Here is a 23874-nt window from a genome sequence, read left to right on the forward strand (position 1 = left end):
TCCTCCTCCCGCACCTGAAATCCGTCAGCCCGTTCCGCCGATCTTGATCAGCGTCACCACGTAGAAGATGACCACCAGCGCGCCAAGCACGAGGCCAAGCGCGATGTTGCGCCCGCGGCGGGATTTCTTCTGTGCTTCATTGATCTTGACGGTCTCGATCATGACAGGCCTCCGACAAGATTAAACAGCGCACCAGCATAATGACTGGCGATGAGGGCCGAAAAGATCGCAAACAGGTAGAGAACCGAATAGGCGAACATGCGCTTGGCCGGCACCATCTTTTCATCGCCGTCGGCCATACGCCAGACGGCGATGGAACAGAGGACGAAGATGGCGCCGAGAATGGCGGCAAACATGCCATAACCCCAGCCGACAAGCCCGGTCATGGCAGGCGCCACGCCAACCACGGCGGTTGCCACCGCATAGGCTACGATCTGGTGCTTGGTCACCCGTTCGCCGGACACGTTGGGCAGCATAGGAACGCCGACAGAGCCATAATCGCGCATCTTGAACAGGGCCAGAGCCCAGAAATGCGCGGGCGTCCACAGGAAGATGATGAGGAAAAGCAGGATGCTATCGAGCGAAACGCCGCCGGTGACGCAAGCCCAGCCGATCATCGGCGGAAAGGCGCCGGAGGCACCGCCGATCACGATGTTCTGCGGCGTCGAGCGCTTCAGCCACATCGTATAAACGACCGCGTAGAAGAATATGGTGAAGGCGAGCAGGCCGGCTGAAAACCAGTTGACCGCAAGGCCGAGGATGCAGACGGAAAAGGTGGACAGCGTCAGCCCGAAGGCCAGCGCTTCCTGCGGACGGATGCGGCCGGACGGAATGGGGCGGCGCGCCGTGCGCGTCATCACCGCATCGATATCGGCATCGTACCACATGTTGAGCGCACCCGACGCGCCGGCGCCGACGGCAATGCAGAGGATGGCGATGAAGCCGATGACCGGGTTGATGGTGCCCGGTGCCAGCAGAAGGCCGGCAAAGGCGGTAAACACCACTAGCGACATGACGCGCGGCTTCAACAGTTCGAAATAATCGCGCGCGCCGGCTTCCGACAGACGGAACTCGTCCTCGTCTCCCAAGGCAGCGTGATGATCGATGGCGGTCATGCAGTCAGTCCTGTTGGTTGGTGGCCATGGCGTGAGGCCGCGCCATGGCCAGAAGCAGATTACTTGATCTTCGGCAGCTGTTCCCACTGGTGGAAGGGCGGCGGCGAAGACAGCTGCCATTCCAGCGTGGTTGCACCTTCGCCCCACGGATTGTCGCCGGCGATGCGCTTCTTGGCAAAAGCTTCCCAGACGCAGAAGAGGAAGATCAGCACGCCGACGAAGGAGATGTACGAGCCGATGGATGACACGTAGTTCCAGCCGGCAAACGCATCCGGATAATCGATGTAGCGGCGCGGCATACCGGCAAGGCCGAGGAAATGCTGCGGGAAGAACACCAGGTTCACACCGATGAACATGACCCAGAAATGCAGGTTGCCGAGCTTTTCCGAATACATGTAGCCGGTCATCTTCGGGAACCAGTAATACCAGGCGGCAAAGATCGCAAAGACGGCACCCAGCGACAGAACGTAATGGAAGTGGGCCACGACGTAATAGGTGTCATGCAGCGAGCGGTCGAGGCCGGCATTGGCCAGCTGCACGCCGGTGACGCCACCGACCGTGAACAGGAAGATGAAGCCGATCGCCCAGATCATCGGCGTGCGGAACGACAGCGAGCCGCCCCACATTGTCGCAATCCACGAGAAGATCTTGACCCCTGTGGGCACTGCGATGACCATGGTGGCGAACACGAAATAACGCTGCGCATCAAGCGACAGGCCAACCGTGTACATGTGGTGCGCCCAGACGATGAAGCCTACGGCGCCGATTGCCACCATCGCATAGGCCATGCCGAGATAACCGAAGACCGGCTTTTTCGAGAAGGTCGAGACGATGTGGCTGATGATGCCGAAGCCGGGCAGGATCAGGATGTACACTTCCGGGTGACCGAAGAACCAGAACAGGTGCTGGTAGAGGATCGGGTCGCCGCCGCCTTCGGGTGCAAAGAAGGTGGTGCCAAAATTGCGGTCGGTGAGCAGCATGGTGATGCCGCCGGCCAGAACCGGAAGCGACAGCAGAAGCAGGAAGGCGGTGATCAGCACGGCCCAGGCAAACAGCGGCATCTTGTGCAGCGTCATGCCGGGAGCGCGCATGTTGAGAATGGTGGTGATGAAGTTGATGGCGCCGAGGATCGACGAGGCACCCGCAATATGCAGCGAGAAGATCGCAAGATCCACCGCAGGGCCAGGCTGGCCGGATGTGGCAAGCGGCGGATACATCGTCCAGCCACCGCCGACGCCAAACGCACCTGCCGGTCCCTCCACGAACATGGAAAGCAGCAGCAGCAGGAAGGCCGGAACGATCAGCCAGAAGGAGATGTTGTTGAGCCGCGGAAACGCCATATCAGGCGCCCCGATCATGATCGGGATCATCCAGTTGGCAAACCCGCCGATCATCGCCGGCATGACCATGAAGAAGATCATGATCAGCGCGTGGCCGGTGGTGAACACATTATACATGTGCTTGCCGCCGTCGATGGCTGCATCGCCCTCGAAGCCGTAGACCATCGCGGCAAGGCCGTGGAAGATCTGGATGCCGGGCTCCTGAAGCTCCATGCGCATGGCAACGGAGAGCAGGCCGCCGATGATGCCCGCGATGATCGCGAAAATCAGGTAAAGCGTGCCGATATCCTTGTGGTTCGTCGACTTGAACCAGCGGTCAAAGAAGCTCAGCTTGTGGTCGTGGTGATGGTCGTCGCCGGCATGCGCCTCGTGGGCGGCATGGGCGTGATGACCGTCGTGTTGTGAATGTCCAGCCATTGTCCTTACTCCCCCTTACTTGGATGCGACGTCGAGCGTAGGCGCGCCGGCAGAGGCCGTCAGCACCTTGTATGCGCTCGGCAGGTCGCTTGCGGCCGCCGTCAGCCAGGCATCGTATTTCTCCTGGGAGACGATGCGGATGGCGATGGGCATGAAGGCGTGGTCCTTGCCGCAAAGCTCGGAGCACTGGCCGTAATACAGGCCTTCCTTCTCGGCGCGGAACCAGGTCTCGTTGAGGCGGCCCGGCACGGCATCGATCTTCACGCCGAAGGCCGGCATGGCAAAGGCGTGGATGACGTCGGTCGGGGCTGCCGTCACCAGCATGCGCACGGTCTTGTTGACCGGCAGCACCATTTCATTGTCGACGGCGAGAAGGCGCGGATAAACCTTCATATCGGTCTTGCCGGCGGCCGTGCGTTCGGTTTCCTTCAGCATGTAGCTGTCGAAGGCCACCGGCGTTTCGCCGCCTTCATATTCGTAGTTCCACTGCCACTGGGTGGCGGTGGCCTTGACCGTGACGTCAGGATTTTCCGGCATGGTCAGCTGGGCGTTCAACAGGTTGAACGAGGGAATGGCGAGAAACAGCAGCACCAGGACAGGACCGAGCGTCCAGGCGATTTCGATCGTCGTGTTGTGGCTGGTGCGCGAAGGAACCGGATTGGCACTTGCGCGGAACTTCACGACAACCCAGATCAGAAGGACCAGCACGAACAGCGTGATCGGCACGATGAACCACAGGCTGTAATGGTTGAACCACTTGATCTCATGCATGATCGGGGTCACCGGCTGCTGCAGGTCCATCTGCCACGGCACGGGCTGGTCTGCCGCCGCCCCCGAGGCGCAGAGCAGACAGATCATCGCAGCAAACGCTGCATAGGCTCTGTTCATCACTATTTCTCTCCCCAAGCGTTTGATCTGGATCAGATCGCAACGCAGAATCCCAATCTATAGGCTATCGGTTCAATCACAGTTTGCCAAATGCCGCAATATGCGCCACACGGTTCTGCCACTGCTGGCCGTGCGGCATTTTTGCGCCTTGTCAATTTCGGCAACAGTGTTGCGATTTCAAATGGCTGGTTACAGCCCGCAAAACACCGGCTCTTCGGTCCGGACAGCCTGCAATTTGCGGCATGACAGCCTGCTCCGCATTTTTGCCGTACTCGCCTGAAAAGAGGTTAAGGGCTTTTCATTAACCCTCCCTGGCGACAAGATTAGCACGACTGATTCGAAAGACAGAGGTATTCATGCGTTTCTCCCTTCTGCGCGCCGTAGCGCTGGCCGCCCTGTTGCCGGGTGCCCTGCTGGCCTATCCGGTGCTGGCGCAAACGCCGCAGGCAGGAGAAAAGCAGGCAAGACCGCCGCAATCGGCCCCGCTGACGCCCGGCGCCCAGCAGCCGGCAGCACCGGGCGCTGCCCCGTCTGCGGCACCGCCCGCCGGCACCGTGCGCGGCAATCACGGCGCCTGGTCCATTCTCTGCGACCGGCCGGCCGGCGCCTCTGCCGAACAATGTGCGCTGATGCAGAATGTCATCGCCGAGGACCGGCCCGAGGTTGGCCTCTCCGTCGTTGTCCTGAAGACTGCCGACCGCAAGGCAAAGATCCTGCGCATTCTGGCCCCGCTCGGCGTTCTCCTGAAGGATGGCATGGATCTTTTCGTCGACGGCAACAATATCGGCCGCGCCTATTTCACCCGCTGCTTCTCCGAGGGCTGTTATGTGGAAGTGGAGATCGACGAGGAGCTGATGAAGATCCTGCGCGCCGGAAAGAATGCCGTGTTTGCGCTGCGTGAATCCGTCGATCAGGACCGCGTCGGTATCCCAATCGAGCTTGCCGGCTTTGCCGACGGCTATGACGCGCTGCCCTGACACTGCCGGCCATCGTCCCGATCAGCCCTGACCTCCCGCGCAAGCTTGTGTTTGTTTTCCGGACGCCGCCTGCCGGAAGATAACCTTGCGCCGCCGTCGCGTCAGTCCTACATCGGACCAAAGACCGGATGCGTCGACAGCGTCCGCCAGAGGAGCGCCACGATGACCACCGACCTCATCAACCTTTTTGATTGCGACGAGACGCGGCTGCGTGAAATCCTCGCCGCAGCACTTGTCGGCGCAGACGACGGCGAACTGTTTCTCGAACATGCGCAGGCCGAATCGCTCTCCTTCGACAATGGACGCCTGAAGGGTGGCTCGTTCAACACCGACCAGGGGTTTGGCCTGCGGGCGGTCGCCGGTGAGGCGGTGGGTTATGCGCATGCGGGCGAGTTGTCGGTGTCTGCCCTGTCGCGCGCGGCCGATGCGGTGGGCGCCGTCACCCGCGGTTATTCCGGCTCTTATGCGGCAGCCCCCCAGCGCACCAACAAGAAGCTTTACGGCGATGAAAACCCCATCGGCCAGCCCTCCTTCGAACAGAAGGTGGCGCTGCTGACCGAGATCGACGCCTATCTGCGGGCAAAAGATCCCAAGGTGCGCCAGGTCACGGCCTCCATTGCCGCAAGCTGGCAGGTGGTGGATATCCTGCGGGCCGATGGCCACCGCGTGCAGGACGTGCGCCCGATGACACGCCTCAACATTTCCGTCGTCGTGGGCGATGGCGACCGTCAGGAAAGCGGCTCCTTCGGCACCGGCGGGCGCATCGGCTTTGGCGATTTCATCACGAACGGCAACTGGCAGACGGGCGCCGACGAGGCGTTGCGCCAGGCTTTCGTTAATCTCGACGCCATCGAGGCGCCGGCCGGCACCATGGATGTGGTGCTCGGCAATGGCTGGCCGGGCGTGATGTTGCACGAAGCGGTCGGCCACGGGCTGGAAGGTGATTTCAACCGCAAGAAGACATCGGCCTTTGCCGGCCTGCTCGGTGAAATGGTCGCAAGCCCCGGCGTCACCGTCGTTGACGACGGCACCATCGACAACCGCCGCGGTTCGATCACTGTTGACGACGAGGGCACGCCCTCGGCCTATAACGTGTTGATCGAGAACGGAAAACTCGTCGGCTACATGCAGGACCGCCAGAACGCCCGCCTGATGGGCATGACGCCCACCGGCAACGGCCGCCGTCAGGGTTATGCCCACCAGCCGATGCCGCGCATGACCAACACTTACATGCTCTCAGGCGACAAGACGCCGGAAGAGATCATCGCTTCGGTGAAAAAGGGCATCTACGCCGTTTCCTTCGGCGGTGGGCAGGTGGATATCACATCCGGCAAATTCGTCTTTGGCTGCACCGAAGCCTACATGATCGAAAACGGCCGGCTCGGCGCGCCGATCAAGGGCGCCATGCTGATCGGTAACGGTCCGGATGCCATGAAGCGCGTCTCGATGGTCGGCAATGACTCGAAGCTCGACACCGGCATTGGCAATTGCGGCAAGGCCGGCCAGTGGGTGCCGGTCGGCGTTGGACAGCCGCATCTGCGGATGGACCAGATCACGGTCGGCGGCACCAGGACGTAAAGGCTTGAGCGAAAACGCGCTTGTACCGGAACTTGCCGTCAGCGACTGGACGGCAAGCCGGGCGTTCTATACCGACCTCATCGGCTTCGACATTCTCTATGAGCGCCCGGAGGAAGGGTTTAGCTACCTGACGCTCGGCGCGGCACAGTTGATGATCGACCAGATTGGTCTTGGCCGCACCTTCGACATCTCCGATGCGCCCTTGCAAAAACCCTTTGGCCGGGGCCTCAACCTGCAGATCCGCGTGCCCGATGTAGGCGCCATTCTAGCGCGTCTTGAGGATGCCAACGTGCCGCTTTATGTGCCGCTTGAGGAAAAATGGTATCGCCGCGACGACCACGAGGTGGGCAACCGCCAATTTGTCGTCGCCGATCCCGACGGTTATCTGCTGCGACTGTTCGAAGATCTTGGTGCGCGCGCGATCTGATCCAGGCGTTCATGCGGAAAACCTCGGCGAAAGCCCCTCATCCGCCTGCCGGCACCTTCTCCCAGCTGGGCGGGGCGAAGGGGGTATGCCGCACGCTAGCCTCGGGATAAAAAGGCTGACGTGACGGCCGGCACTCACGCCCCTTGCGTGCGAAAATGCCATTTGCGTTCCACGGCCGCAGCAAGATCGATGTCGTTTTGCCGCGCAAACAGCAGGATATGGCCGAGAACATCGGCGGCTTCATCGGCAAGGTCACGGCGGATCTCTTCTTCGCTGCGGCCCTTGGCAAGACCGCGGCCGCGCAGCCGGTTCCAGCTCTGCGTGAGTTCCCCCACCTCCTCGTGCAGCTTCAGCATGAACCAGTCCGGGTCCCGCACGATGCCATGGTGGTCGGCGTAGCGACGCGAGGCCGTCTCGAAATCATCGATCAATTGGCGCAGCATGATGTTCTCCTTTTGTTTTCCATGAAAACACCGATTCGGCCACCTGCGTCCATCCACAGCCGTTGACCCGCGCGCTGGCGGCCAAAAGGCAGAGGTGCCGCAGCAACATTTGCGCTCCTGCCGGTGGTTGGCCTCACCGCGGCTTGGCAAGCGCCGGCGCTTGACAGCCAAGGCGACCGGCCGCAAAAGCGCAAGGCTGCCTTTCCGTCAGCCTTCAACCTCAAGCCCGTCCCTCTTTCCAGGCCCCGCCTCAGGGCCGTCCTCACGCGATCCGTTCCATGACGATTTTCGACACTCTTGCGGCAGACATCGCGTCTTTTCTCGCCGTCCATCCCTCTGCCGAAATAGTCGCTCTTTTCGCCGTGGCGATGGTGGCCGGGCTTGCGCGCGGATTTTCCGGTTTTGGCGGCGGACTGATCTTCATCCCCATGGCAAGCGCCATTGCCGGACCACAGGCGGCCTCGCCGCTGCTTCTGGTGATCGACTGGGTGATGACACTTGGCATGGTGCCGGATAGCTGGCGCCGGGCAAACCGGCGCGAAGTGGCAACACTTCTGGTCGGAGCGCTGGCCGGCGTGCCCGTCGGCACCGCCCTTCTGGCGTTTGCCGAGCCGCTAGTGCTGCGCTGGATCATATCGGCCGTCGTGCTTGCACTCCTTGCTTTCCTGATCAGCGGCTGGCGCTATCAGGGCCGCCCGAAGCCGCAGCTTGGGATTGCGACCGGGGCCATTGCCGGGCTCTTCGGCGGCGTGGCACAGCTTTCCGGACCGCCGGTCGTCGCCTACTGGCTGGGTGGTGCGATCGAACGCAGCGTGGTGCGGGCAAACCTTGTGCTCTATTTCGCGCTGGCCTCGCTGATCTCGGCCACATCCTATGTCAGTGCCGGTCTTCTGACGATCGATACCCTGATGCTGGCCGCCGTTGTCGGGCCAGGTTATGGCATTGGCATTCTGCTCGGCTCCCGCCTGTTCGGCTTGGCCGACGAGGCGGCCTTCCGCCGCATCTGTTTTGGCCTGATTGCCGCCGCCGGCCTCATCAGCCTGCCGGCGCTCGACGGGATCCTGCGCTGACCCGTGTGCGGCAAGGATCAACGCTCTCTTCCCCCCAAGCTTTTCGCAGTTCTTTTTTAGCAAGGCTTAACGCTCGCCCGATAGGTTGGCGCCCAGCACAGGGAAGAGCAATGAACGGAAAGATCGATGCCCTATGGCGCCGCGGTGTGAGGCGCGGGCTGATTGCAGGCGGGCTGAAAACCGCCGGCATCCTGGCGCGCGCCGGCCTGATGCGCGAGGCGCGCGGACGCGGTGCGATCTTTACGCTGCACCACGTGCGCCCGAAGGTTGCAACCCCCAGCGCACCCAACGCCCATCTGGAAATCACGCCGGAATTTCTCGATGCCGCCATCGCGCAGTTGGCGCAAGAGGGTTACGATTTCATCGCGCTCGACGACGTGCCGGGACGGCTGGTCTCGCCGCAGGAACGCCCGTTTGCCTGCTTCACCCTTGATGATGGTTATCGTAACAATGCCGAGCATGCGCTGCCGGTCTTCGAGCGTCACAAGGTGCCGTTCACGATCTTTGTCAACGAGGGTTTTGCCGACCGCACCCACACCATCTGGTGGGAAACGCTGGCGGCACTTTTGAACGCCTGCGACCAGCTGATCGTCGATTTCGGCGGCGCCGATGCGGGTGACGGTGTTGAAATTATCGATCTTTCGACGGAACGCGCCAGGCTCGATGCCTTTGATCGGATTTCCCGCCTGATCGAGAGCGATGATGAGGCCGGTGCCGTGGCATGGCTGGACTCGCTGGCACGCCGGCACGGCATCCAGCCGCTGGAGATCACCCGTGCCTTGACAATGGGGCGCGATGACCTGTCGAAGCTCTCGCGCCATCCGCTTGCCTCGCTCGGCGCCCATACGGTGAGCCATCGGGCGTTGAAACGGCTATCCGACGAGGAGGCGGCGCGCGAGATGCAGCGCTCCGCCGACTGGCTGGAGGCGCTGACCGGCACGCGACCGGCCGCCATCGCTTATCCCTATGGCACCCAGGCCGCCGTCTCCGAGCGTGATCAGGCGCTGGCGAAGGCGCTCGGTTTTTCCGTCGCCGTCACCACGCAGCCCGGCACGATCTGCGAAAACTATGTCAGCCGCCTGACGGGCCTGCCGCGCATTTCGCTGAACGGCTATTATCAGGAGCCGCATTATGTCGCAGCGCTTGCCTCCGGCATTCCCTTTGCCATCGGCAACGGCTGATCACGGATACATCCGCACCTTCGACCAGCCTTCCGCGTGACCGTTGCCCTGCCCCTCGCCATCCCGGCGAAACTCCACCCGGTCGTGCAGGCGAAACGGGCGATCATGCCAGAACTCGATGGAGGTGGGCTCGATTCTAAAACCCGACCAGTGGGCCGGGCGTGGAATCTCGCCGATGGCATAACGGGCGGTATATTCGGCCACCGCCTTTTCCAGCGCAAAACGGCCCTCGAGCGGGCGTGACTGTTTCGACGCCCAGGCGCCGATGCGGCTGCCGCGCGGGCGCGACGCGTAATAGGCATCCGCCTCCTCGTCCGAGACCACGGTGACCGGTCCGCGCAGTCGCACCTGGCGGCGCAACGATTTCCAGTGGAAACACATGGCGGCCTTGCCCTGGCCCAGGATTTCCCGGCCCTTCTGGCTTTCGAAATTCGTATAAAAAACGAAGCCGCGTGCATCAAAGCCCTTCAGCAGCACCATGCGCACATTGGGAAGGCCATCCGCATCCACGGTTGCCAGCGCAACCGCGTTCGGATCGTTCAGTTCGGAACCTTCCGCATCCTTCAGCCATTCGGCGAAAAGGGCGAAGGGTTCGTTTTCCTCGGTGAAGTCACCGCTTGTTAACCGATCTTGCGACATATTGACTAAAATGCTCCCGATCTGATCAAATGGACCCGTGAACCTTTTCCGGACTGGACGCAAGGTGGCAGTGATAGACAAGACAAAAAACCGCACCCCAACGCCGCTGTCGCTCACGCTTAAAGCAGCCCTGTTTCTCAGCCTTTCCGCAGCTGTTTCCAGCTGCACGAGCGGCGCCTTCGACCTGTTCGACAGTTCGGCCAAGGTGGACCGCAGTCTCTCCACCTCCACCATTCCGAAGCGGTCGCAGGAATCGGTATCCGACGAAGTGACGGTGCGCAATGCCGTGACCTCCGCCGATCTTTCCAAGGTGGCCGGCGCCCCCCTCCCCTGGGCCAATACCGCAACCGGCAGCGCCGGCGTGGTCTCGGGCATTCGCGAGGCCAATGTCTCGGGCGTCGTCTGCCGCGGCTTCACCACCACCCGCCATTCCTATGAGGGCATTGCCAAGTTTACCGGCCAGGCCTGCATGGCAGACAGCGGCGACTGGATGCTGACCTCTTTCCAGCGCCAGTAATTTTGCGGCACAGCATGTGGTCTGCCATTGCCGCAAAGTGCCGGCTGGTTACTTTCCGGTAATCTTAATTCAACTTCGCCGGGCTGCGTAAATCCTCTTTAGAGGTTGAAGCGATTATTTTCTTCACCATTGGCCGCGATGCCGGGGACCCTTCTGGAGGAACCCTTTGGCGCCGGCAAGAGTTGTTTGTCGATCGGCACCGCCGGACCGTTCCGGAAGGCGCCGTGGAAACGTAACCGGTGGATTTTATGCGCGATCCCTATTCCCTTCTGGGCGTCAAGAAAGACGCCGCTGCCGACGAGATCAAGGCTGCGTGGCGCTCCAAGGCGAAATCGCTGCATCCCGATCACAATCAGGACGATCCCGGTGCGACCAGGCGTTTTGCCGAAATGGGACAGGCCTATGAGGTGCTGAAGGATCCCGAACGCCGCAAGCGCTACGACCGCGCCTATGAAACCCACCAGACCATCATGCAGCAGCGCCAGAACGCGCGACAGGCGGAAGAACGGGCAAAGGCCGCCCGCGCCAAGGCCGAAGAGGTGATGGAGGAACTGGCGCGCGCCAATGCGCAGCGCGCCCAAAACCAGGCCAAGCAGCAGCAGGCAAACGGCACGTCCGGCGCGAGCACTCTGGGCGCCGAGGAGAATCCGGAAGACCTGATCGACCGGATTTTTGGGCCGGCACCCTCTGCCCGCTCGACGGGCAGCGCCGGAACCGGTCAGGCTCGCCCGCAGGCAAAAGACCCCGATGCGGGACAATCACGTCCGCACAATCAGCAGCAGGCCCAGTATCAGACACAGTCTCAGACACAGTCTCAGACACAGGCGAAGCCGGCAGGCGACACCGCGCAAGCCGCCGGTGCCGAAGGCGGCACGGCCAAGGCCGACCTGGCGGGACAGAAGGTGGCCCCGCCTCTGCCGTTGCAGGCCATCGAGCTTCTGTCGGGCCTGATGCGGCGCATCCGCGGCACTGTGGCGCCGCCTGAAAAGGCGCCCGATCTTTCCGCAACGGCAACCGTGTCGCTTAACGACATGCTCGCCCTCAACACGGCAACCGTCACCCTTTCGGACGAGCGCGAGGTGCGTTTTCCGCTTGAAGCCGGCATGACCGATGGCCAGGTGCTGCGTCTGGTCGGCCAAGGGCTGCGGTTGCCGGGTGCGCAGCGCGGCGACCTTCTGGTGACGCTGAAGATTGCCCGCGACAACCGTTTTCATGTGGAAGGTTTTGATCTCCACACTGTGCTGCCGATCTCGCTCGAGGACGCGGTTCTGGGAACGGAGGCCGAGGTGGAGACGCCGGGCGGGCGCGTTCCCGTTTCCATTCCCACCTGGACAGGATCGGACCAGAGCGTGCGCATTGCAGGCCTCGGATTGGCCGATGATGCCGGCGGGCGGGGCGATCTGGTGGTCGAGGTGCGGGTGGTCCTGTGGGAGAAACCCGACCCGAAGGTGATCGACCTCATGCGCCATATGCGCCACGGCCTGTTCGTGTGACAGGTTTGCGACGCTATCCCCAGGCGATTGCGTCCGCGCACCCATTGTTACACCCCCTAACAGGAGATGATCTCACGCAAGCTTGAACGCGGGGACGGCCTATGCCATAGGCAGCTTTCGTCTTAAGTCTTAGAGGATAGAGTATGGCTCAGGCTTCCGGCCTCATGGCAGGCAAACGTGGCATCATCATGGGTGTCGCGAACAACCGTTCCATCGCGTGGGGGATTGCCAAGGCCATTCATGCACAGGGTGGCGAAGTGGCGCTCACCTATCAGGGCGATGCGCTGAAAAAGCGCGTCGAGCCGCTGGCCGCCGAAATCGGCGCAACTCTTGCCGGCCATTGCGATGTCAGCGACGAATCGACCATCGATGCCGTCTTTGCCGATATCGAACAGCGCTGGGGCAAGATCGACTTCCTCGTCCACGCCATCGGTTTTTCCGACAAGGACGAGCTGACCGGCCGTTATGTCGACACGACCGCCGACAATTTTGCAAAAACCATGCAGATCTCGGTCTATTCCTTCACGTCGGTTGCACGCCGCGCCGAAAAGCTGATGACCGACGGCGGCTCCATGCTGACGCTCACCTATTACGGCGCCGAAAAGGTCATGCCGAACTATAATGTCATGGGCGTGGCGAAGGCCGCACTCGAAGCCAGCGTGAAATATCTGGCGGTCGATCTCGGCCCGAAGAACATCCGCGTCAACGCGATTTCGGCTGGTCCGATCAAGACGCTCGCCGCCTCCGGCATCGGCGATTTCCGCTATATCCTCAAGTGGAACGAATATAACGCGCCGCTGCGCCGCACCGTCACCATCGAAGAAGTCGGCGATGTCGGCCTCTACATGCTGTCGGACCTGTCGCGTTCGGTGACCGGCGAAGTGCATCACGCCGATAGCGGTTACCATGTCGTTGGCATGAAGGCCGTCGACGCGCCTGACATCTCCGTCATCAAGGATTGATGACGCCCCTCCCCGAGACGCAATTCGGGGATGGACTTTCGCCTTTCAATGGGTAGGCTCGGATCAAGGCCTCGGCGGGAAACCGCCGGGCTTGAATTACCGGACGCCCCGCCGATCTCGGCATCTACGGGAACCGGCTGGACGATCGGCGCTGCAGGATACCGCAGCCAAGGCATGAAAGAGGGTTTTGCCCGTGCTCATCTACATGATCCGCCACGGACAGACCGACTGGAATGCCGAGGGACGCTTGCAGGGCCAGAAGGATATCGGCCTTAACGACAAGGGCCGCGGACAGGCGTTTCAGAATGGCGAAACGCTGCGTGGCCTTCTCGGCGCAGATATCCAAGACTTCGATTTCGTCGCCTCCCCCCTCTCGCGCACCCGCGAAACCATGCAGATCGCCCGCAAGGCGATGGATCTCGATCCTATGGGCTACCGCACCGACGAGCGGTTGGTGGAACTGTCCTTCGGCGACTGGGAGGGCCATACGCTGGACGATATCCGAGCCGTGGCGCCGGAGCGGCTGAAAATGCGCTCGCGGCAGAAATGGAATTTCATTCCCCCCGGCCCTTCGGCGGAAAGCTACGAGATCCTCTCATGGCGCATCGGTGCCTGGCTGCAATCGGTGGAGCAGCCGACGGTCTGCGTCAGCCATGGCGGCGTTATCCGCACGATCCTGAAGCTGGTTGGCGGCTGGGATGAACTGGAAGCCTCACGCTGCGACATCCACCAGGACCGCGTGCTGATCATCGAGCGCGACAAGGGCCGCGCCGAATGGCTCTGAAAACGGATTGAACGCTTACTGCTGGACGACCTGCAGGTCGTCCACGACCCGGTTGCCATCCACGACCGTGTAAAACACCACGACCTTGACGCCGGATGCCAGCCCGTCGAAGTTGAATTCCTCCGGCACCTTGTAGGTCTTGCCATCGTCCAGCGTCAGGCTGAGCTTGTTCACGTCCACGGACTTGATGGTCGCCTCCACATCGACGCTCTGCGCCATCGTGGAGAGAGGGGAAAGCATACTGGCAGTTGCGAGCAGCGCTGCGATCAGGAGGCGCATCGTATAAGCCTTTGGCACATCAAGGAATGTTTTGTTTCGAAACATGATTTGCCCTCCGATTGTGGCAAAAGTTGCCCGGCTTGATGTCATTTCGCGTCTCATTGATGAACAGGATTTTAACCAAATGCAACCGGTTGCGCGGAAATGCCCGGCGGATCGGGCAAAGCGGCAACCAGAGCGGCATTTCACCCCCAGATATCGCCCGCAAGTTTGCGTCCATAAGCGCAATTGGAAATTAACCCGGCCTGTCTAGCCTGTGGAAAACCAAGGCATCGAGGGGGACAGTGCGCTTGAGATTGAGGCTGATGGCAAACTGGCGTTCAGGCCTGGCACGCATGCGCTGGCGCGCGCCATTGGCGGTGGCCTCTGCCATGACGCTTGCGGTCATCGCAACCACCATCATTCTCGACCGCCAGCACCGCCACGACTATCAGGATTTTCTGCGCAACGCGACCACACGCGCCGTGGACATGCTGCACCAACGCCTTGCAAGTCGCCTGCAGGGCGACCTCATCATTGCCGATCACCTGTCGCAGGTGCTGCGCGAGACCGCGCAATTCGATAGCACCCGCTTCGAGCCGGCGGCGCGCAACATCCTCTCCCGCAATCCGCATCTGATCGCCGTGGCGCTTGCGCCCGACAACCGGCTCGGGCACCTCATCATCGGGAACGACGCTGCATTCGCCACGCCCGAAAACCTTGACGGGACCGGTCGCTCCACCGGTTTCAACCTTACAGCACTTTCCGACACGATCCTCGCCCATCGGCTCTCCGGGCACGGACTGAGCACCACCGGCGATGGATTGCTGACGCTTGTTGTGCCGCTCTTCGATGCAGACCGGCCCTGGGGCGCGATGGCGCTGGTGATCGACCGGCACCGGTTTCTCGCCGATGCCGGCATCAATGCCGATACGCTGACCATCGAACTGCGCGAGCCGCCGCACGAGGACCGGCTGCATATCGCCATCCGCCACATCGATGCCCAGGGACAACACGTGCTGACAGGCCACGTGACCGTGGCGGACGGGGATCCGGTGATGGCGGCCGTTCCGGTTTCGGGCGGCCATTGGGAGCTTATGGCGGCCCCCTCCGCAGGGTGGATGGCGCCCCCGAACGATCAGGTCTCCTTCCGCCTTCTGCTGTCGTCCGCCGGTTTTGGCATGATCCTTCCGATTCTCGTGGCGGGCTGGCTCATCAGTGAGCGCAACCGGCATATCGCCATGCTGAAGGCGCGCGAGGCAAACCTTTTGGAGCTGTCGCAACGCTTCAGCCTGGCCATGGAAACCTCCAACATGGGCATATGGGAGGTGAGCAGCGACAACCATCTGACCTGGGACGCGCGTGCCGCCGCCCTGCACGGGCGAGCGGCCGAAGGCGACGGCAACCGTCTCGACGAGTGGTTGCACACCATCCATCCCGACGATGTGGGCACGGCGGAAGCGCATTTCTTCAGCTGCATCTGTTCTGCGACCTCGCGCACCGATGTCTACCGCGTGATGCTGCCCGACGGCACGATCCGCACCCTGCGTTCGGCCGGCGCCACCTATACCAATGCCGATGGCACCATTCGCACCACCGGCATCGTCTGGGACGTCAGCTCGGATGCCGAGGCAAACCAGGCCCTGCGCCACGCCAAGGAAAACAGCGACATCAAGAATGCCGAGCTGGAACTGGCACTGGATGAATTGTCCAACCGCGAGCAGGACCTGGAGGAGCTGTCGACCAAGCTCGACCTGGCGCTTGGCTCCTATGACTGCGGCATCTGGGAAACCTACCCGCAGGAGTGCATCGAAATCTGGGACCAGCGCATGTGCCAGCTTTATGGCATTGCCTATACCGATGGCCGCCTCAGCACCGAACGATGGCTCGGCCTCATCCACCCGCAGGACCGGTCGCTTGCGGAACGGATGCTGACACATTCTCCGATGGGGACCAGCAAGACGTCGCTGGTGGTTCGCGTGCCGCAGGCGGATGGCAGCCTTCGCTACATCCGTTCGATCGGCAAGCAGCATAGCGGCCGCGATGGCCGCTCCAAACTGGTCGGCATCGCTTTCGACGTGACGGAAGACATGCAGATGACGGCAGCGCTGAAGGCCGCCAAGGAGGCGGCGGATGCCAATAACGTCGAACTGGAACTGGCCAAGCGCCGCATCGAGCACAACGCGCTGCACGACCCGCTGACCATGCTGGCCAACCGCCGCAAGCTGGATATCGCGCTGGACGCGCTGTCGCGCGAAAGCCTCGGCAGGCGCTGTCATGTCTCCATGCTGCATCTTGATCTCGACCGGTTCAAGCAGATCAACGACACGCTCGGCCACGCGGCAGGCGATGCCATGCTGGTGCATGCAGCACAGATCCTGACGCGCAACGTCAGAAACGGCGACCTGGTGGCCCGCATCGGCGGCGATGAATTCGTCATCCTCGTGCAAAACAGCGCCGATGCCGGCCAGATGGCGGAACTTGCCAATCGGATCGTGACGGAACTGCATCAGCCGATGGACTTCGAGGGTTTTTCCTGCCGCTGCGGCGTCTCTATCGGCATTGCCCAGAAAAGTGGCCGCAACATCGACGCGCGCAAGATGCTGATCAATGCCGATATCGCGCTTTACCGGGCCAAGGGCCTTGGCCGCAACCGCTTCGAATTCTTCACCCAGAACCTGCAGGCCGAGGTCATCAGCCATAAGCGGACGGCAGACGAAATCCTCGCCGGCATCGAGCAGAACGAGTTTTTCACCGTCTACCAGCCGCAGTTCTGCGCCAACACGTGCCAACTGGCCGGCGTCGAGGCGCTGATCCGCTGGCAGCACCCGCATCGCGGCCTGCTGTTGCCGGATGCCTTCCTGAAGATCGCCGAGGATCTGAACGTCTCGGCAGCGCTTGACCAGATCGTGCTGGAAACGGTGCTGAAGGACCAGATGGTCTGGAGTGCTGCCGGCATCAACGTGCCGCGCGTTTCGGTCAACGTGTCGTCCAAGCGCCTGAACGACCGGGCACTGGCCGATACGCTGAAGACGCTTGCCATCTCGCCCGGCCGCATCGCCTTCGAACTGCTGGAATCGATCTTTCTCGATGAAAGCGAGGACGTGGTGACGGAAAACCTCGAACGCATCAAGGCGCTCGGCATCGAGATCGAGATCGACGATTTCGGCACCGGCCATACCTCCATCGTCAGCCTGCTGAAACTGAAACCGAAGCGGCTGAAGATCGACCGGCAACTGGTCATGCCGATCCTCACCTCGCCGCAGGAGCGGTCGCTGGTGCGCTCGATCATCGAGATTGCCCGGTCGCTGGGCGTCGAGACCGTGGCGGAAGGCGTTGAAACCATGCAGCACGCAACGCTCCTGAAGGAACTGGGCTGCGACCTCCTGCAGGGATTTGCCTTTTCGCACCCGCTCACCTGCGGCGAATTCAGCGCCGCCGCCGCCCAGGGTTTCAAGTCGGCCGCCTGAAAATCCAGGGTGGAAAACACGGACGAACCGGGGCACGCGCCTTGTGTCGGTGCCGCAAAAAGAGCTTCCCCCCCGCCCCCCTTTTCCACTATGACAAATCCGCTTCACGTCACGGCGGCTTCACGTCACGGGGTTTGCCGCCGCTTAACGGTCAGGGTTCATGTCGCATAATACATTCGGTCATCTGTTCCGCGTCACCACCTGGGGCGAAAGCCATGGTCCAGCCCTTGGATGCGTTGTGGATGGCTGCCCTCCCGGCATCCGCTTCACGGCGGCCGAGATCCAGTCCTTCATGGACAAGCGCAAGCCCGGCCAGTCACGCTTCGTGACCCAGCGCCGCGAAGACGACATCGTCAAGGTTCTGTCGGGCGTCATGCTCGACGAGGACGGCCTGACGATGACGACGACAGGCACGCCGATTTCGATGCTGATCGAAAACACCGACCAGCGCTCCAAGGATTATGGCGAGATCGCCAAGCGTTACCGCCCCGGACACGCCGATTTTGCCTATGACGTGAAATATGGCATTCGCGACTATCGCGGCGGCGGGCGCTCTTCGGCGCGCGAAACGGCGGCCCGCGTCGCCGCCGGCGCGCTCGCCCGCAAGGTTCTGCCGGGGGTCACGGTTCGCGCCGCGCTGACGCAGATCGGCATCCACAAGATCAACCGCGACAACTGGGACTGGGCCGAGGTCGACAACAACCCGTTTTTCTGCCCCGACAAGGCGATAGTGCCTGTCTGGGAAGACTACCTGGATGGTGTGCGCAAAGCGGGTTCCTCCATCGGCGCGGTCATCGAAGTGGTGGCAGACAATGTGCCGGCAGGCCTTGGCGCGCCGATCTACAGCAAGCTCGACCAGGATATCGCCTCGCTGCTGATGTCGATCAATGCGGTGAAGGGTGTCGAGATCGGCGAGGGTTTTGCCTCTGCCGAACTGTCCGGCGAAGAAAACGCCGACGAGATGCGCATGGGCAATGACGGCAAGCCGCTGTTTTTATCCAACCACGCCGGCGGCGTGCTGGGGGGCATTTCCACCGGCCAGCCCATCGTGGCGCGTTTTGCGGTGAAACCCACATCCTCGATCCTGACCGAGCGCCAGTCGATCGACAGCGATGGGCAGAATGTCGATGTGCGCACCAAGGGTCGCCACGATCCATGCGTGGGCATCCGCGCAGCCCCGATCGGCGAAGCCATGGTGGCCTGCGCCCTTGCCGACCATTTTCTGCGCGACCGGGGCCAGACCGGCCGCGCCCGTTAATTGCCCCACAAGGAATTTCCCAAGAGGATAACTGCCATGCCGTTCGACCAAAAGCGCGTTGTCGATGCCATCAGGGCCTTTGAGGCCGGCGAGATCGTTGTCGTCACCGATGACGACGACCGCGAAAACGAAGGCGACCTGATCGTTGCCGCCGTTCACTGCACCCCGGAAAAGATGGCCTTCATCGTGCGCCACACCTCCGGCATCGTCTGCACGCCGATGCCGCGCGAGGAGGCAAAACGCCTCAACCTTAACGCCATGGTAGCCGAAAACGACAGCGCCCACACGACGGCCTTTACCGTCAGCGTCGATTTCAAGCATGGAACGACGACGGGCATTTCCGCCGACGACCGGACGCTGACGGTGCGCAACCTTGCCAATTCCAATGTCGGCGCTTCCGATTTCGTACGCCCCGGCCACATCTTTCCGCTGATCGCCCGCGAAGGCGGCGTGCTGATGCGGTCCGGCCATACAGAAGCCGCCGTCGATCTCTGCAAGCTTGCCGGCCTGCCGCCCATCGGCGTGATCAGCGAACTGGTCAACGACAACGGCACCGTGATGCGCGGGCCTGATGTGGCAGCCTTTGCCGCTGAGCACAAGCTGACGCAGGTGTCTGTTGCCGATCTCATCGCCTACCGCCAGCGCAAGGAAACGCTGATCGAGCTGCAATCCAGCTTCGACATCACAACCCCCGTCGGCAAGGCCAAGGCGCATGCCTATTCGCTGCCCTGGGATACGATGCAGCATCTGGCCGTCGTTTTCGGCGATATCCGCGATGGCGTCGATATTCCCGTGCGCCTGCATCTGGAAAATGTCGCAAGCGACGTGTTTGGCACGGATCGTTCCATCGGCCGCTACATGGACAGAATAGCGGACGCCAAGCGCGGCGTGATCATCTATCTGCGCGAAGGGTCTGTCGGCGTTGGCCAGAACGGTCTCAACCGGCGCACCCGCATGGGCACCGAAGAGCACGGCAATGCCCAGACCCGCGACAGCGAATGGCTGGAAATCGGCCTTGGCGCGCAGATCCTGAAAGACCTCGGCGTCTCCTCGATCCGCCTGTTTGCCTCGCGCGAGCGCCATTACGTCGGCCTCGAAGGGTTCGGCATCAAGATCTCCTCGACCGAGATTGTGTAAGGCGTTTTGAACCTGTCGGCAGCCCTCTCTGGCTGCCGCCATCTCCCCCCACAAGGGGGGAGAGCTATCGCATTTGAAACTAGACCCTCTCTGCCCTGCCGGGCCGACCGGGGTCGAGCCACGGGTCTCGCCCCGTCCTTCGCCCCCCCCACACGAGGGGGGAGAAACGGCGCGGCAAGCGTCCCGTTCTGCACGAAAGGGCGCGGCTGGGTTAAGCCCTCCCCCTTGTGGGGAGGGTTTGGGAGGGGTCTTGCCTCATATGTGATAGCCCCACACTCCGCATGAGATGGCGGCAGCCAGAGGGGTAAAAACCCCAAATCAGCGCTATAACCGAAGTGCCCTTCAGGCAATCACCAGTCCACCGTGATAATCGAGGCGGTAGACCGCACGGCCATCGGCCAGAATACGCTCGACGCCCGTGAAACTCGTGTAGTCGCCTTCGCTCTCATCCACATAACGATACAGCCCGACATCGCGGGCAAATCCCCCGAGAAACCGCCCCTCGGCATACATCAGCGGCAGCGCCGTGCGCAGCACATCGGCGGCTCTGGCGCCGTCGATGGCGCTGCCATCCAGCACGCGCCCGTAATAATTCATCGCCCAGACCGGCTTTTCATTCCGCCACACCACCTCCTGGCCGAGAAAATCCGTGCCCCCGAAATAGCTGTCGAGATAGGACCAGTCGTCCCGGCGGTAAGGAATGTCCCGCGAGCCTGGCCGACATGACGTCTCCCCGGGCTTACCGCCCATATAAGCGGCGGCCTTGGCCTCGACGATGAACGCCAGAAGCCCATCGATTTCCTTGATCGTCTCCATGGGTTCCCGCCTCCCCTACCGCACAATCTTCATGGCCATGCCGAGCGAGCGCGGCGCGGTTTCCTCAAAACCGAACTGGGCGTAGAGCCGATTTGCCGGAACATCGGCAATCAAGCTGACATAGGCGCTTTCGGGCGCTGCCATCTTCAGGTGATCGACAAGGGCGGCCATGATCTTTTTGCCAAGCCCCTTGCCCTGGTGCGCCGGCTGCACGGCAATGTCGGTCACCTGAAAAAAGCAGCCGCCATCGCCGATGATGCGCCCCATGCCGACGATTTCTCCGCCGCACACCACCCGCACGCCGAAAAACGTGCCTTTGAGCCCGATGGTGGCCGCCTGCGGCGTAAACGGGCTGAGCCCGGCCTCGTGGCGAAGACGCAGATAATCCTCAAGCGGCGGTGCCTGTGTTCAAGGTGATAGTGCTGCCTTTCCCTGGCGTCGTCCTGCATCCCGCGTGTTCCCCGTTGATCGCTTCGCCAAAAGCTCAGCCGTGCCAGTCGCTGGCGTAACTCACCCGTTCCACGCCGGTGAAGCGCGCCAATCGCTGCAATTCCGCATCGAGTTTTTCCAGACGGCCAGCCGAGGCACGCACGCCTTTTTCCAGCCAGAGCCGTTTCACGTCGAGCACGCCTGCCTTGCGATCCGCCTTCATGTCGATACGGCCGATCAGGCGGTCGCCTTCCAGAAGCGGAAAGACGTAATAGCCAAACTGCCGCTTCGGCTCGGGCACAAAGATCTCGATGCGATAATTGAAGCCGAACAGGCGCTCGGCCCGGTCGCGGTCACGCAGCAGCGGATCGAAAGGGCTCAGCACCCGGATGCGGGCCGGCGGTTCCGGCGGATCGGCAAGCGCCGGCAGCATGCCCGGCAGCGCGTAGGACAGGCGACGGCGGCCATCGACGGTGACGATCTCCACCGGCTGCAGGTTTTCAGCCTCAGCCGCCAGCCAGTCCTTTGCCTCCTGCGGGGTGACGAGATCGAAAAAGGCGGCAATCTCGCCCGAGGTCGCAAAGCCGAGGCGCGAAAGCGCTGCCCGGCAGGCCCAGTCGATAAATTCGGCGTGGCTGACCTCCGGCTCATGGTGGTGCGCCGGCAGGACCCGTTCCGTCAGATCATAGAGTTTTTGAAAATTCACCCTTCCGGCAATGGCAAAGCGGCCGGTGCGCCAGTGATATTCGAGCGCCGTCTTCGAGGGATGCCAGTTCCACCAGCCGCCGGATTTGTGCTCCTCGTGGCGGATATCGCGCGCCATCACCGGCCCGTTTTCCTTCACGCGGGCATAGGTCTCGTCGAACACCGAATCAAAACCCTCCCCGCGCCATTTGCGCCAGCGCTCGACAATCGCTGCCTCCTCCCTGAGGAAACGATGTTTCCAGTACCGAAAGAAGGTGGAGGGAATGATGGCCGCATCATGCGTCCAGTGCTCGAACAGCGCGCCATCTTTTTCCAGAAGCGCCACAAGATCTTCGCGCCGATAGGTCTGGTTGCGGGAAAACAGGATCTGGTGATGCGCCCGCTCCACCGTCTGGATACTGTCGACCTGCACGAAACCGAGTTCCTCGATGAGGGCAAGCAGGCCCGCCTTGCCAAGCTTCAGGTTCGGCGCACGCGAAAGCCCCTGCCGTTCCAGGAAGGCCCACCGTGCCTGTTGATTGTCGATCAGAATCGTCATGGGAAGAGGCTAGCGCGTGTTCGCGTTTTGTTCAACATCTATCCCGATGCTTTCACAACGTCTGGCACATTTCCCTTCCGGCCTGCGGCGGTTATAGAGACGCCAGCAAGACAGGATGACAAGACGTGCACATCATCTTCGACAAGGCCGAACTGCGTTATGGCGAGCGCGTGGCTCTACAGCCGCTGAGCCTTCAGCTATCAGAACCGCGCATCGGCGTGATCGGCCTCAATGGTTCGGGCAAGACAAGTTTTGCCCGGCTGGTGAACGGGCTTGTGAAGCCAACGAGCGGCCGCGTGACACTCGACGGACTGGATACGGTGGCAGACGCCAGAGCGGTTCTTGCCGCCACCGGCTTCATCTTCCAGAACCCGGCAAACCAGATCATCCTGCCGCTCATCCGCGATGACATTGCCATGGGGCCAAAGGCGCGCGGGCTGAAGGGCAAGACGCTGGATGACGCGGTGGATGCGGTGATGGAGCGGTTTGCCATTGCCGACCTTGCCAAGCGCCGCCCGCACGAACTGTCCGGCGGGCAGTTGCAGCTGGCAGCGCTTGCGGCCGTGGTGGTGACAGAGCCAAAGCTCATCCTGTTTGATGAGCCGACCAACCAGCTGGACCTCAAAAACCGCGCGCTGGTGCGCCGCGCAATCGAAGGGCTGGAGCAGCAGGCGATCGTCATCAGCCATGATCTGGAACTCGTCGCCGGCTTTGGCCGCGTGCTGGTGTTTCACGAGAGCAGCCTTGCCTTCGATGGAGACGGTGCCGAGGCCATTGCCCGCTACCGGGAGATTGCCGCATGCTGACCAGCCTTTATGTCGAGGGCACAAGCATTCTCCACCGCATGAGCGTGCGGGCAAAGCTTGCGGGTCTGATGTTGTTCGGCCTTGCGCTTTTCGTTGTCGACAATTCCTTTGTGCTGGGCTCTGCCCTTCTTCTCACCGCCACGCTCTATCTGCGGTTGGGGCTTGGGGTCACCGAAGCCTTCCGGCGTCTGCGCCCGGTGCTTTTCACCATCGCCTTCTTCGCCCTCGTCAACATATTCGTGCTGTCACCGCACGAGGCGTTCGTCTCGACCTTGCGCCTGCTTGCGATCCTGTTTCTGGCGGCAAGCGTGACGGCGACCACGACGATTGCCGATTTTATCGCAGCGATCACCGCCCTACTTCTGCCTCTTGAGCGGCTTGGCCTGATGAAGGCCTCCGATGGTGGGCTTGCCTTCGGGCTGGTGCTGCGCTTCGTGCCGGAAATCGCCCATCGCTACGAGATGCTGAAGGAGGCGCATGCGGCGCGCGGGCTGGTGCTGAAGCCACACCGGATCATCGGGCCGCTGATCATTTCAACCCTCAAGGAAGCAGACGCCATCGCCCAGGCAATTGACGCGCGCGGTATTCGCGGTCAGTAAAAGCAGCGACAAGGCAGTTTATCCGCA

At 62.0% G+C, this 23874-nt stretch carries 24 protein-coding genes; 14 read left to right on the plus strand and 10 right to left on the minus strand.

The window, feature by feature from the left end:
• Nucleotides 1-24: 24 nt before the first annotated feature.
• From AC4CWH_RS12155 to coxB, 4 genes are read right to left on the minus strand one after another with little or no spacing between them, the layout of a single operon-like run.
• Nucleotides 25-159 carry a cytochrome c oxidase system small membrane protein gene (locus tag AC4CWH_RS12155; protein WP_491321420.1) on the minus strand — a complete coding sequence of 45 codons (135 nt, stop codon included), beginning with the start codon at nt 157-159 and terminating at the stop codon, nt 25-27.
• Nucleotides 159-1115 (minus strand): heme o synthase, encoded by a 957-nt coding sequence (locus tag AC4CWH_RS12160; protein ID WP_491318947.1) that lies wholly within the window; start codon nt 1113-1115, stop codon nt 159-161. The genes AC4CWH_RS12155 and AC4CWH_RS12160 overlap by 1 nt, the downstream gene beginning before the upstream one ends.
• Nucleotides 1116-1174: 59 nt before the next feature.
• Nucleotides 1175-2872 (minus strand): cytochrome c oxidase subunit I, encoded by a 1698-nt coding sequence (ctaD, locus tag AC4CWH_RS12165; protein ID WP_491318948.1) that lies wholly within the window; start codon nt 2870-2872, stop codon nt 1175-1177.
• Nucleotides 2873-2887: 15 nt separating this feature from the next.
• Nucleotides 2888-3760, minus strand: a complete 873-nt coding sequence (gene coxB / locus AC4CWH_RS12170; RefSeq protein ID WP_491318949.1) for a cytochrome c oxidase subunit II — start codon at nt 3758-3760, stop codon at nt 2888-2890.
• Nucleotides 3761-4116: 356 nt separating this feature from the next.
• Here coxB and AC4CWH_RS12175 point away from each other — a divergent pair, with 356 nt between their 5' ends.
• From AC4CWH_RS12175 to AC4CWH_RS12185, 3 genes are all read left to right on the plus strand, one after another.
• Nucleotides 4117-4737, plus strand: coding sequence for an invasion associated locus B family protein (locus tag AC4CWH_RS12175; protein WP_491318950.1), 621 nt, complete (start codon nt 4117-4119; stop codon nt 4735-4737).
• A 162-nt stretch (nt 4738-4899) separates the two neighbouring features.
• Entirely contained in the window at nt 4900-6315 is a 1416-nt protein-coding gene (tldD, locus tag AC4CWH_RS12180; RefSeq protein ID WP_491318951.1) for a metalloprotease TldD, read from the plus strand.
• A 4-nt stretch (nt 6316-6319) separates the two neighbouring features.
• Nucleotides 6320-6742: a bleomycin resistance protein gene (locus tag AC4CWH_RS12185; protein WP_491318952.1), complete on the plus strand. Its 423-nt coding sequence runs from the start codon at nt 6320-6322 to the stop codon at nt 6740-6742.
• Nucleotides 6743-6876: 134 nt separating this feature from the next.
• Here AC4CWH_RS12185 and AC4CWH_RS12190 read toward each other — a convergent pair whose 3' ends face one another.
• Nucleotides 6877-7185 carry a pyrophosphatase gene (locus AC4CWH_RS12190; RefSeq protein WP_491318953.1) on the minus strand — a complete coding sequence of 103 codons (309 nt, stop codon included), beginning with the start codon at nt 7183-7185 and terminating at the stop codon, nt 6877-6879.
• Nucleotides 7186-7463: 278 nt separating this feature from the next.
• Here AC4CWH_RS12190 and AC4CWH_RS12195 point away from each other — a divergent pair, with 278 nt between their 5' ends.
• Together AC4CWH_RS12195 and AC4CWH_RS12200 are read left to right on the plus strand one after the other, a co-directional pair.
• Nucleotides 7464-8255, plus strand: a complete 792-nt coding sequence (locus AC4CWH_RS12195) for a sulfite exporter TauE/SafE family protein (protein WP_491318954.1) — start codon at nt 7464-7466, stop codon at nt 8253-8255.
• A 110-nt stretch (nt 8256-8365) separates the two neighbouring features.
• Nucleotides 8366-9436, plus strand: a complete 1071-nt coding sequence (locus tag AC4CWH_RS12200; RefSeq protein ID WP_491318955.1) for a polysaccharide deacetylase family protein — start codon at nt 8366-8368, stop codon at nt 9434-9436.
• Here AC4CWH_RS12200 and pdxH read toward each other — a convergent pair whose 3' ends face one another.
• Complete coding sequence (gene pdxH, locus AC4CWH_RS12205; RefSeq protein ID WP_491318956.1) at nt 9437-10075, minus strand: pyridoxamine 5'-phosphate oxidase; 639 nt, start codon at nt 10073-10075, stop codon at nt 9437-9439.
• Between the two features lie 64 nt (nt 10076-10139).
• On the opposite strand from pdxH, the gene AC4CWH_RS12210 reads away from it, so the two are divergent.
• The 4 genes from AC4CWH_RS12210 to AC4CWH_RS12225 all read left to right on the plus strand — a co-directional run bounded on the left by AC4CWH_RS12210 (nt 10140) and on the right by AC4CWH_RS12225 (nt 13831).
• Entirely contained in the window at nt 10140-10592 is a 453-nt protein-coding gene (locus AC4CWH_RS12210; RefSeq protein WP_491282287.1) for an RT0821/Lpp0805 family surface protein, read from the plus strand.
• Between the two features lie 248 nt (nt 10593-10840).
• Nucleotides 10841-12085 carry a DnaJ C-terminal domain-containing protein gene (locus AC4CWH_RS12215; RefSeq protein ID WP_491321421.1) on the plus strand — a complete coding sequence of 415 codons (1245 nt, stop codon included), beginning with the start codon at nt 10841-10843 and terminating at the stop codon, nt 12083-12085.
• Nucleotides 12086-12228: 143 nt separating this feature from the next.
• The gene (gene fabI, locus AC4CWH_RS12220; protein ID WP_491282288.1) at nt 12229-13047 is read left to right on the plus strand and encodes an enoyl-ACP reductase FabI; all 819 of its coding nucleotides are present in this window, start codon (nt 12229-12231) and stop codon (nt 13045-13047) included.
• A gap of 193 nt (nt 13048-13240) precedes the next feature.
• Nucleotides 13241-13831, plus strand: a complete 591-nt coding sequence (locus AC4CWH_RS12225) for a histidine phosphatase family protein (RefSeq protein ID WP_491318957.1) — start codon at nt 13241-13243, stop codon at nt 13829-13831.
• A gap of 15 nt (nt 13832-13846) precedes the next feature.
• Here AC4CWH_RS12225 and AC4CWH_RS12230 read toward each other — a convergent pair whose 3' ends face one another.
• Entirely contained in the window at nt 13847-14110 is a 264-nt protein-coding gene (locus AC4CWH_RS12230) for a DUF1344 domain-containing protein (protein ID WP_491285408.1), read from the minus strand.
• Nucleotides 14111-14415: 305 nt separating this feature from the next.
• Between AC4CWH_RS12230 and AC4CWH_RS12235 the strand changes: the two genes are divergently transcribed.
• The 3 genes from AC4CWH_RS12235 (at nt 14416) to ribB (ending at nt 19954) form a co-directional block, all read left to right on the plus strand.
• The gene (locus AC4CWH_RS12235; protein ID WP_491318958.1) at nt 14416-17559 is read left to right on the plus strand and encodes a bifunctional diguanylate cyclase/phosphodiesterase; all 3144 of its coding nucleotides are present in this window, start codon (nt 14416-14418) and stop codon (nt 17557-17559) included.
• Nucleotides 17560-17719: 160 nt separating this feature from the next.
• Nucleotides 17720-18817, plus strand: a complete 1098-nt coding sequence (gene aroC / locus AC4CWH_RS12240) for a chorismate synthase (RefSeq protein ID WP_491318959.1) — start codon at nt 17720-17722, stop codon at nt 18815-18817.
• A gap of 36 nt (nt 18818-18853) precedes the next feature.
• Entirely contained in the window at nt 18854-19954 is a 1101-nt protein-coding gene (ribB, locus tag AC4CWH_RS12245; RefSeq protein WP_491282292.1) for a 3,4-dihydroxy-2-butanone-4-phosphate synthase, read from the plus strand.
• Nucleotides 19955-20296: 342 nt separating this feature from the next.
• On the opposite strand, the gene AC4CWH_RS12250 is transcribed toward ribB, so the two are convergent.
• From AC4CWH_RS12250 to AC4CWH_RS12260, 3 genes are all read right to left on the minus strand, one after another.
• Nucleotides 20297-20761 (minus strand): DUF5680 domain-containing protein, encoded by a 465-nt coding sequence (locus tag AC4CWH_RS12250; protein WP_491321422.1) that lies wholly within the window; start codon nt 20759-20761, stop codon nt 20297-20299.
• 24 nt (nt 20762-20785) lie between these two features.
• Nucleotides 20786-21151, minus strand: a complete 366-nt coding sequence (locus tag AC4CWH_RS12255; protein ID WP_491321423.1) for a GNAT family N-acetyltransferase — start codon at nt 21149-21151, stop codon at nt 20786-20788.
• Nucleotides 21152-21254: 103 nt separating this feature from the next.
• Nucleotides 21255-22442 (minus strand): winged helix-turn-helix domain-containing protein, encoded by a 1188-nt coding sequence (locus AC4CWH_RS12260; RefSeq protein ID WP_491318960.1) that lies wholly within the window; start codon nt 22440-22442, stop codon nt 21255-21257.
• Nucleotides 22443-22567: 125 nt separating this feature from the next.
• Between AC4CWH_RS12260 and AC4CWH_RS12265 the strand changes: the two genes are divergently transcribed.
• Together AC4CWH_RS12265 and AC4CWH_RS12270 are read left to right on the plus strand one after the other, a co-directional pair.
• Complete coding sequence (locus AC4CWH_RS12265) at nt 22568-23248, plus strand: energy-coupling factor ABC transporter ATP-binding protein (RefSeq protein ID WP_491318961.1); 681 nt, start codon at nt 22568-22570, stop codon at nt 23246-23248.
• Nucleotides 23242-23847 carry an energy-coupling factor transporter transmembrane component T family protein gene (locus tag AC4CWH_RS12270; RefSeq protein ID WP_491318962.1) on the plus strand — a complete coding sequence of 202 codons (606 nt, stop codon included), beginning with the start codon at nt 23242-23244 and terminating at the stop codon, nt 23845-23847. The genes AC4CWH_RS12265 and AC4CWH_RS12270 overlap by 7 nt, the downstream gene beginning before the upstream one ends.
• The last annotated feature ends 27 nt before the right edge of the window (nt 23848-23874 follow it).

This window comes from Neorhizobium sp. PAMB6716 (assembly GCF_058242805.1).

Excerpts from the sequence above, each read along its gene's own strand:
- AC4CWH_RS12160 (WP_491318947.1), bottom strand. The coding sequence starts at position 1,115 with ATGACCGCCATCGATCATCACGCTGCCTTGGGAGACGAGGACGAGTTC.
- ctaD (WP_491318948.1), bottom strand. The coding sequence starts at position 2,872 with ATGGCTGGACATTCACAACACGACGGTCATCACGCCCATGCCGCCCAC.
- coxB (WP_491318949.1), bottom strand. The coding sequence starts at position 3,760 with ATGAACAGAGCCTATGCAGCGTTTGCTGCGATGATCTGTCTGCTCTGC.
- AC4CWH_RS12175 (WP_491318950.1), top strand. The coding sequence starts at position 4,117 with ATGCGTTTCTCCCTTCTGCGCGCCGTAGCGCTGGCCGCCCTGTTGCCG.
- tldD (WP_491318951.1), top strand. The coding sequence starts at position 4,900 with ATGACCACCGACCTCATCAACCTTTTTGATTGCGACGAGACGCGGCTG.
- AC4CWH_RS12190 (WP_491318953.1), bottom strand. The coding sequence starts at position 7,185 with ATGCTGCGCCAATTGATCGATGATTTCGAGACGGCCTCGCGTCGCTAC.
- AC4CWH_RS12195 (WP_491318954.1), top strand. The coding sequence starts at position 7,464 with ATGACGATTTTCGACACTCTTGCGGCAGACATCGCGTCTTTTCTCGCC.
- AC4CWH_RS12200 (WP_491318955.1), top strand. The coding sequence starts at position 8,366 with ATGAACGGAAAGATCGATGCCCTATGGCGCCGCGGTGTGAGGCGCGGG.
- pdxH (WP_491318956.1), bottom strand. The coding sequence starts at position 10,075 with ATGTCGCAAGATCGGTTAACAAGCGGTGACTTCACCGAGGAAAACGAA.
- AC4CWH_RS12215 (WP_491321421.1), top strand. The coding sequence starts at position 10,841 with ATGCGCGATCCCTATTCCCTTCTGGGCGTCAAGAAAGACGCCGCTGCC.
- fabI (WP_491282288.1), top strand. The coding sequence starts at position 12,229 with ATGGCTCAGGCTTCCGGCCTCATGGCAGGCAAACGTGGCATCATCATG.
- AC4CWH_RS12230 (WP_491285408.1), bottom strand. The coding sequence starts at position 14,110 with ATGCGCCTCCTGATCGCAGCGCTGCTCGCAACTGCCAGTATGCTTTCC.
- AC4CWH_RS12235 (WP_491318958.1), top strand. The coding sequence starts at position 14,416 with ATGGCAAACTGGCGTTCAGGCCTGGCACGCATGCGCTGGCGCGCGCCA.
- aroC (WP_491318959.1), top strand. The coding sequence starts at position 17,720 with ATGTCGCATAATACATTCGGTCATCTGTTCCGCGTCACCACCTGGGGC.
- ribB (WP_491282292.1), top strand. The coding sequence starts at position 18,854 with ATGCCGTTCGACCAAAAGCGCGTTGTCGATGCCATCAGGGCCTTTGAG.
- AC4CWH_RS12260 (WP_491318960.1), bottom strand. The coding sequence starts at position 22,442 with ATGACGATTCTGATCGACAATCAACAGGCACGGTGGGCCTTCCTGGAA.
- AC4CWH_RS12270 (WP_491318962.1), top strand. The coding sequence starts at position 23,242 with ATGCTGACCAGCCTTTATGTCGAGGGCACAAGCATTCTCCACCGCATG.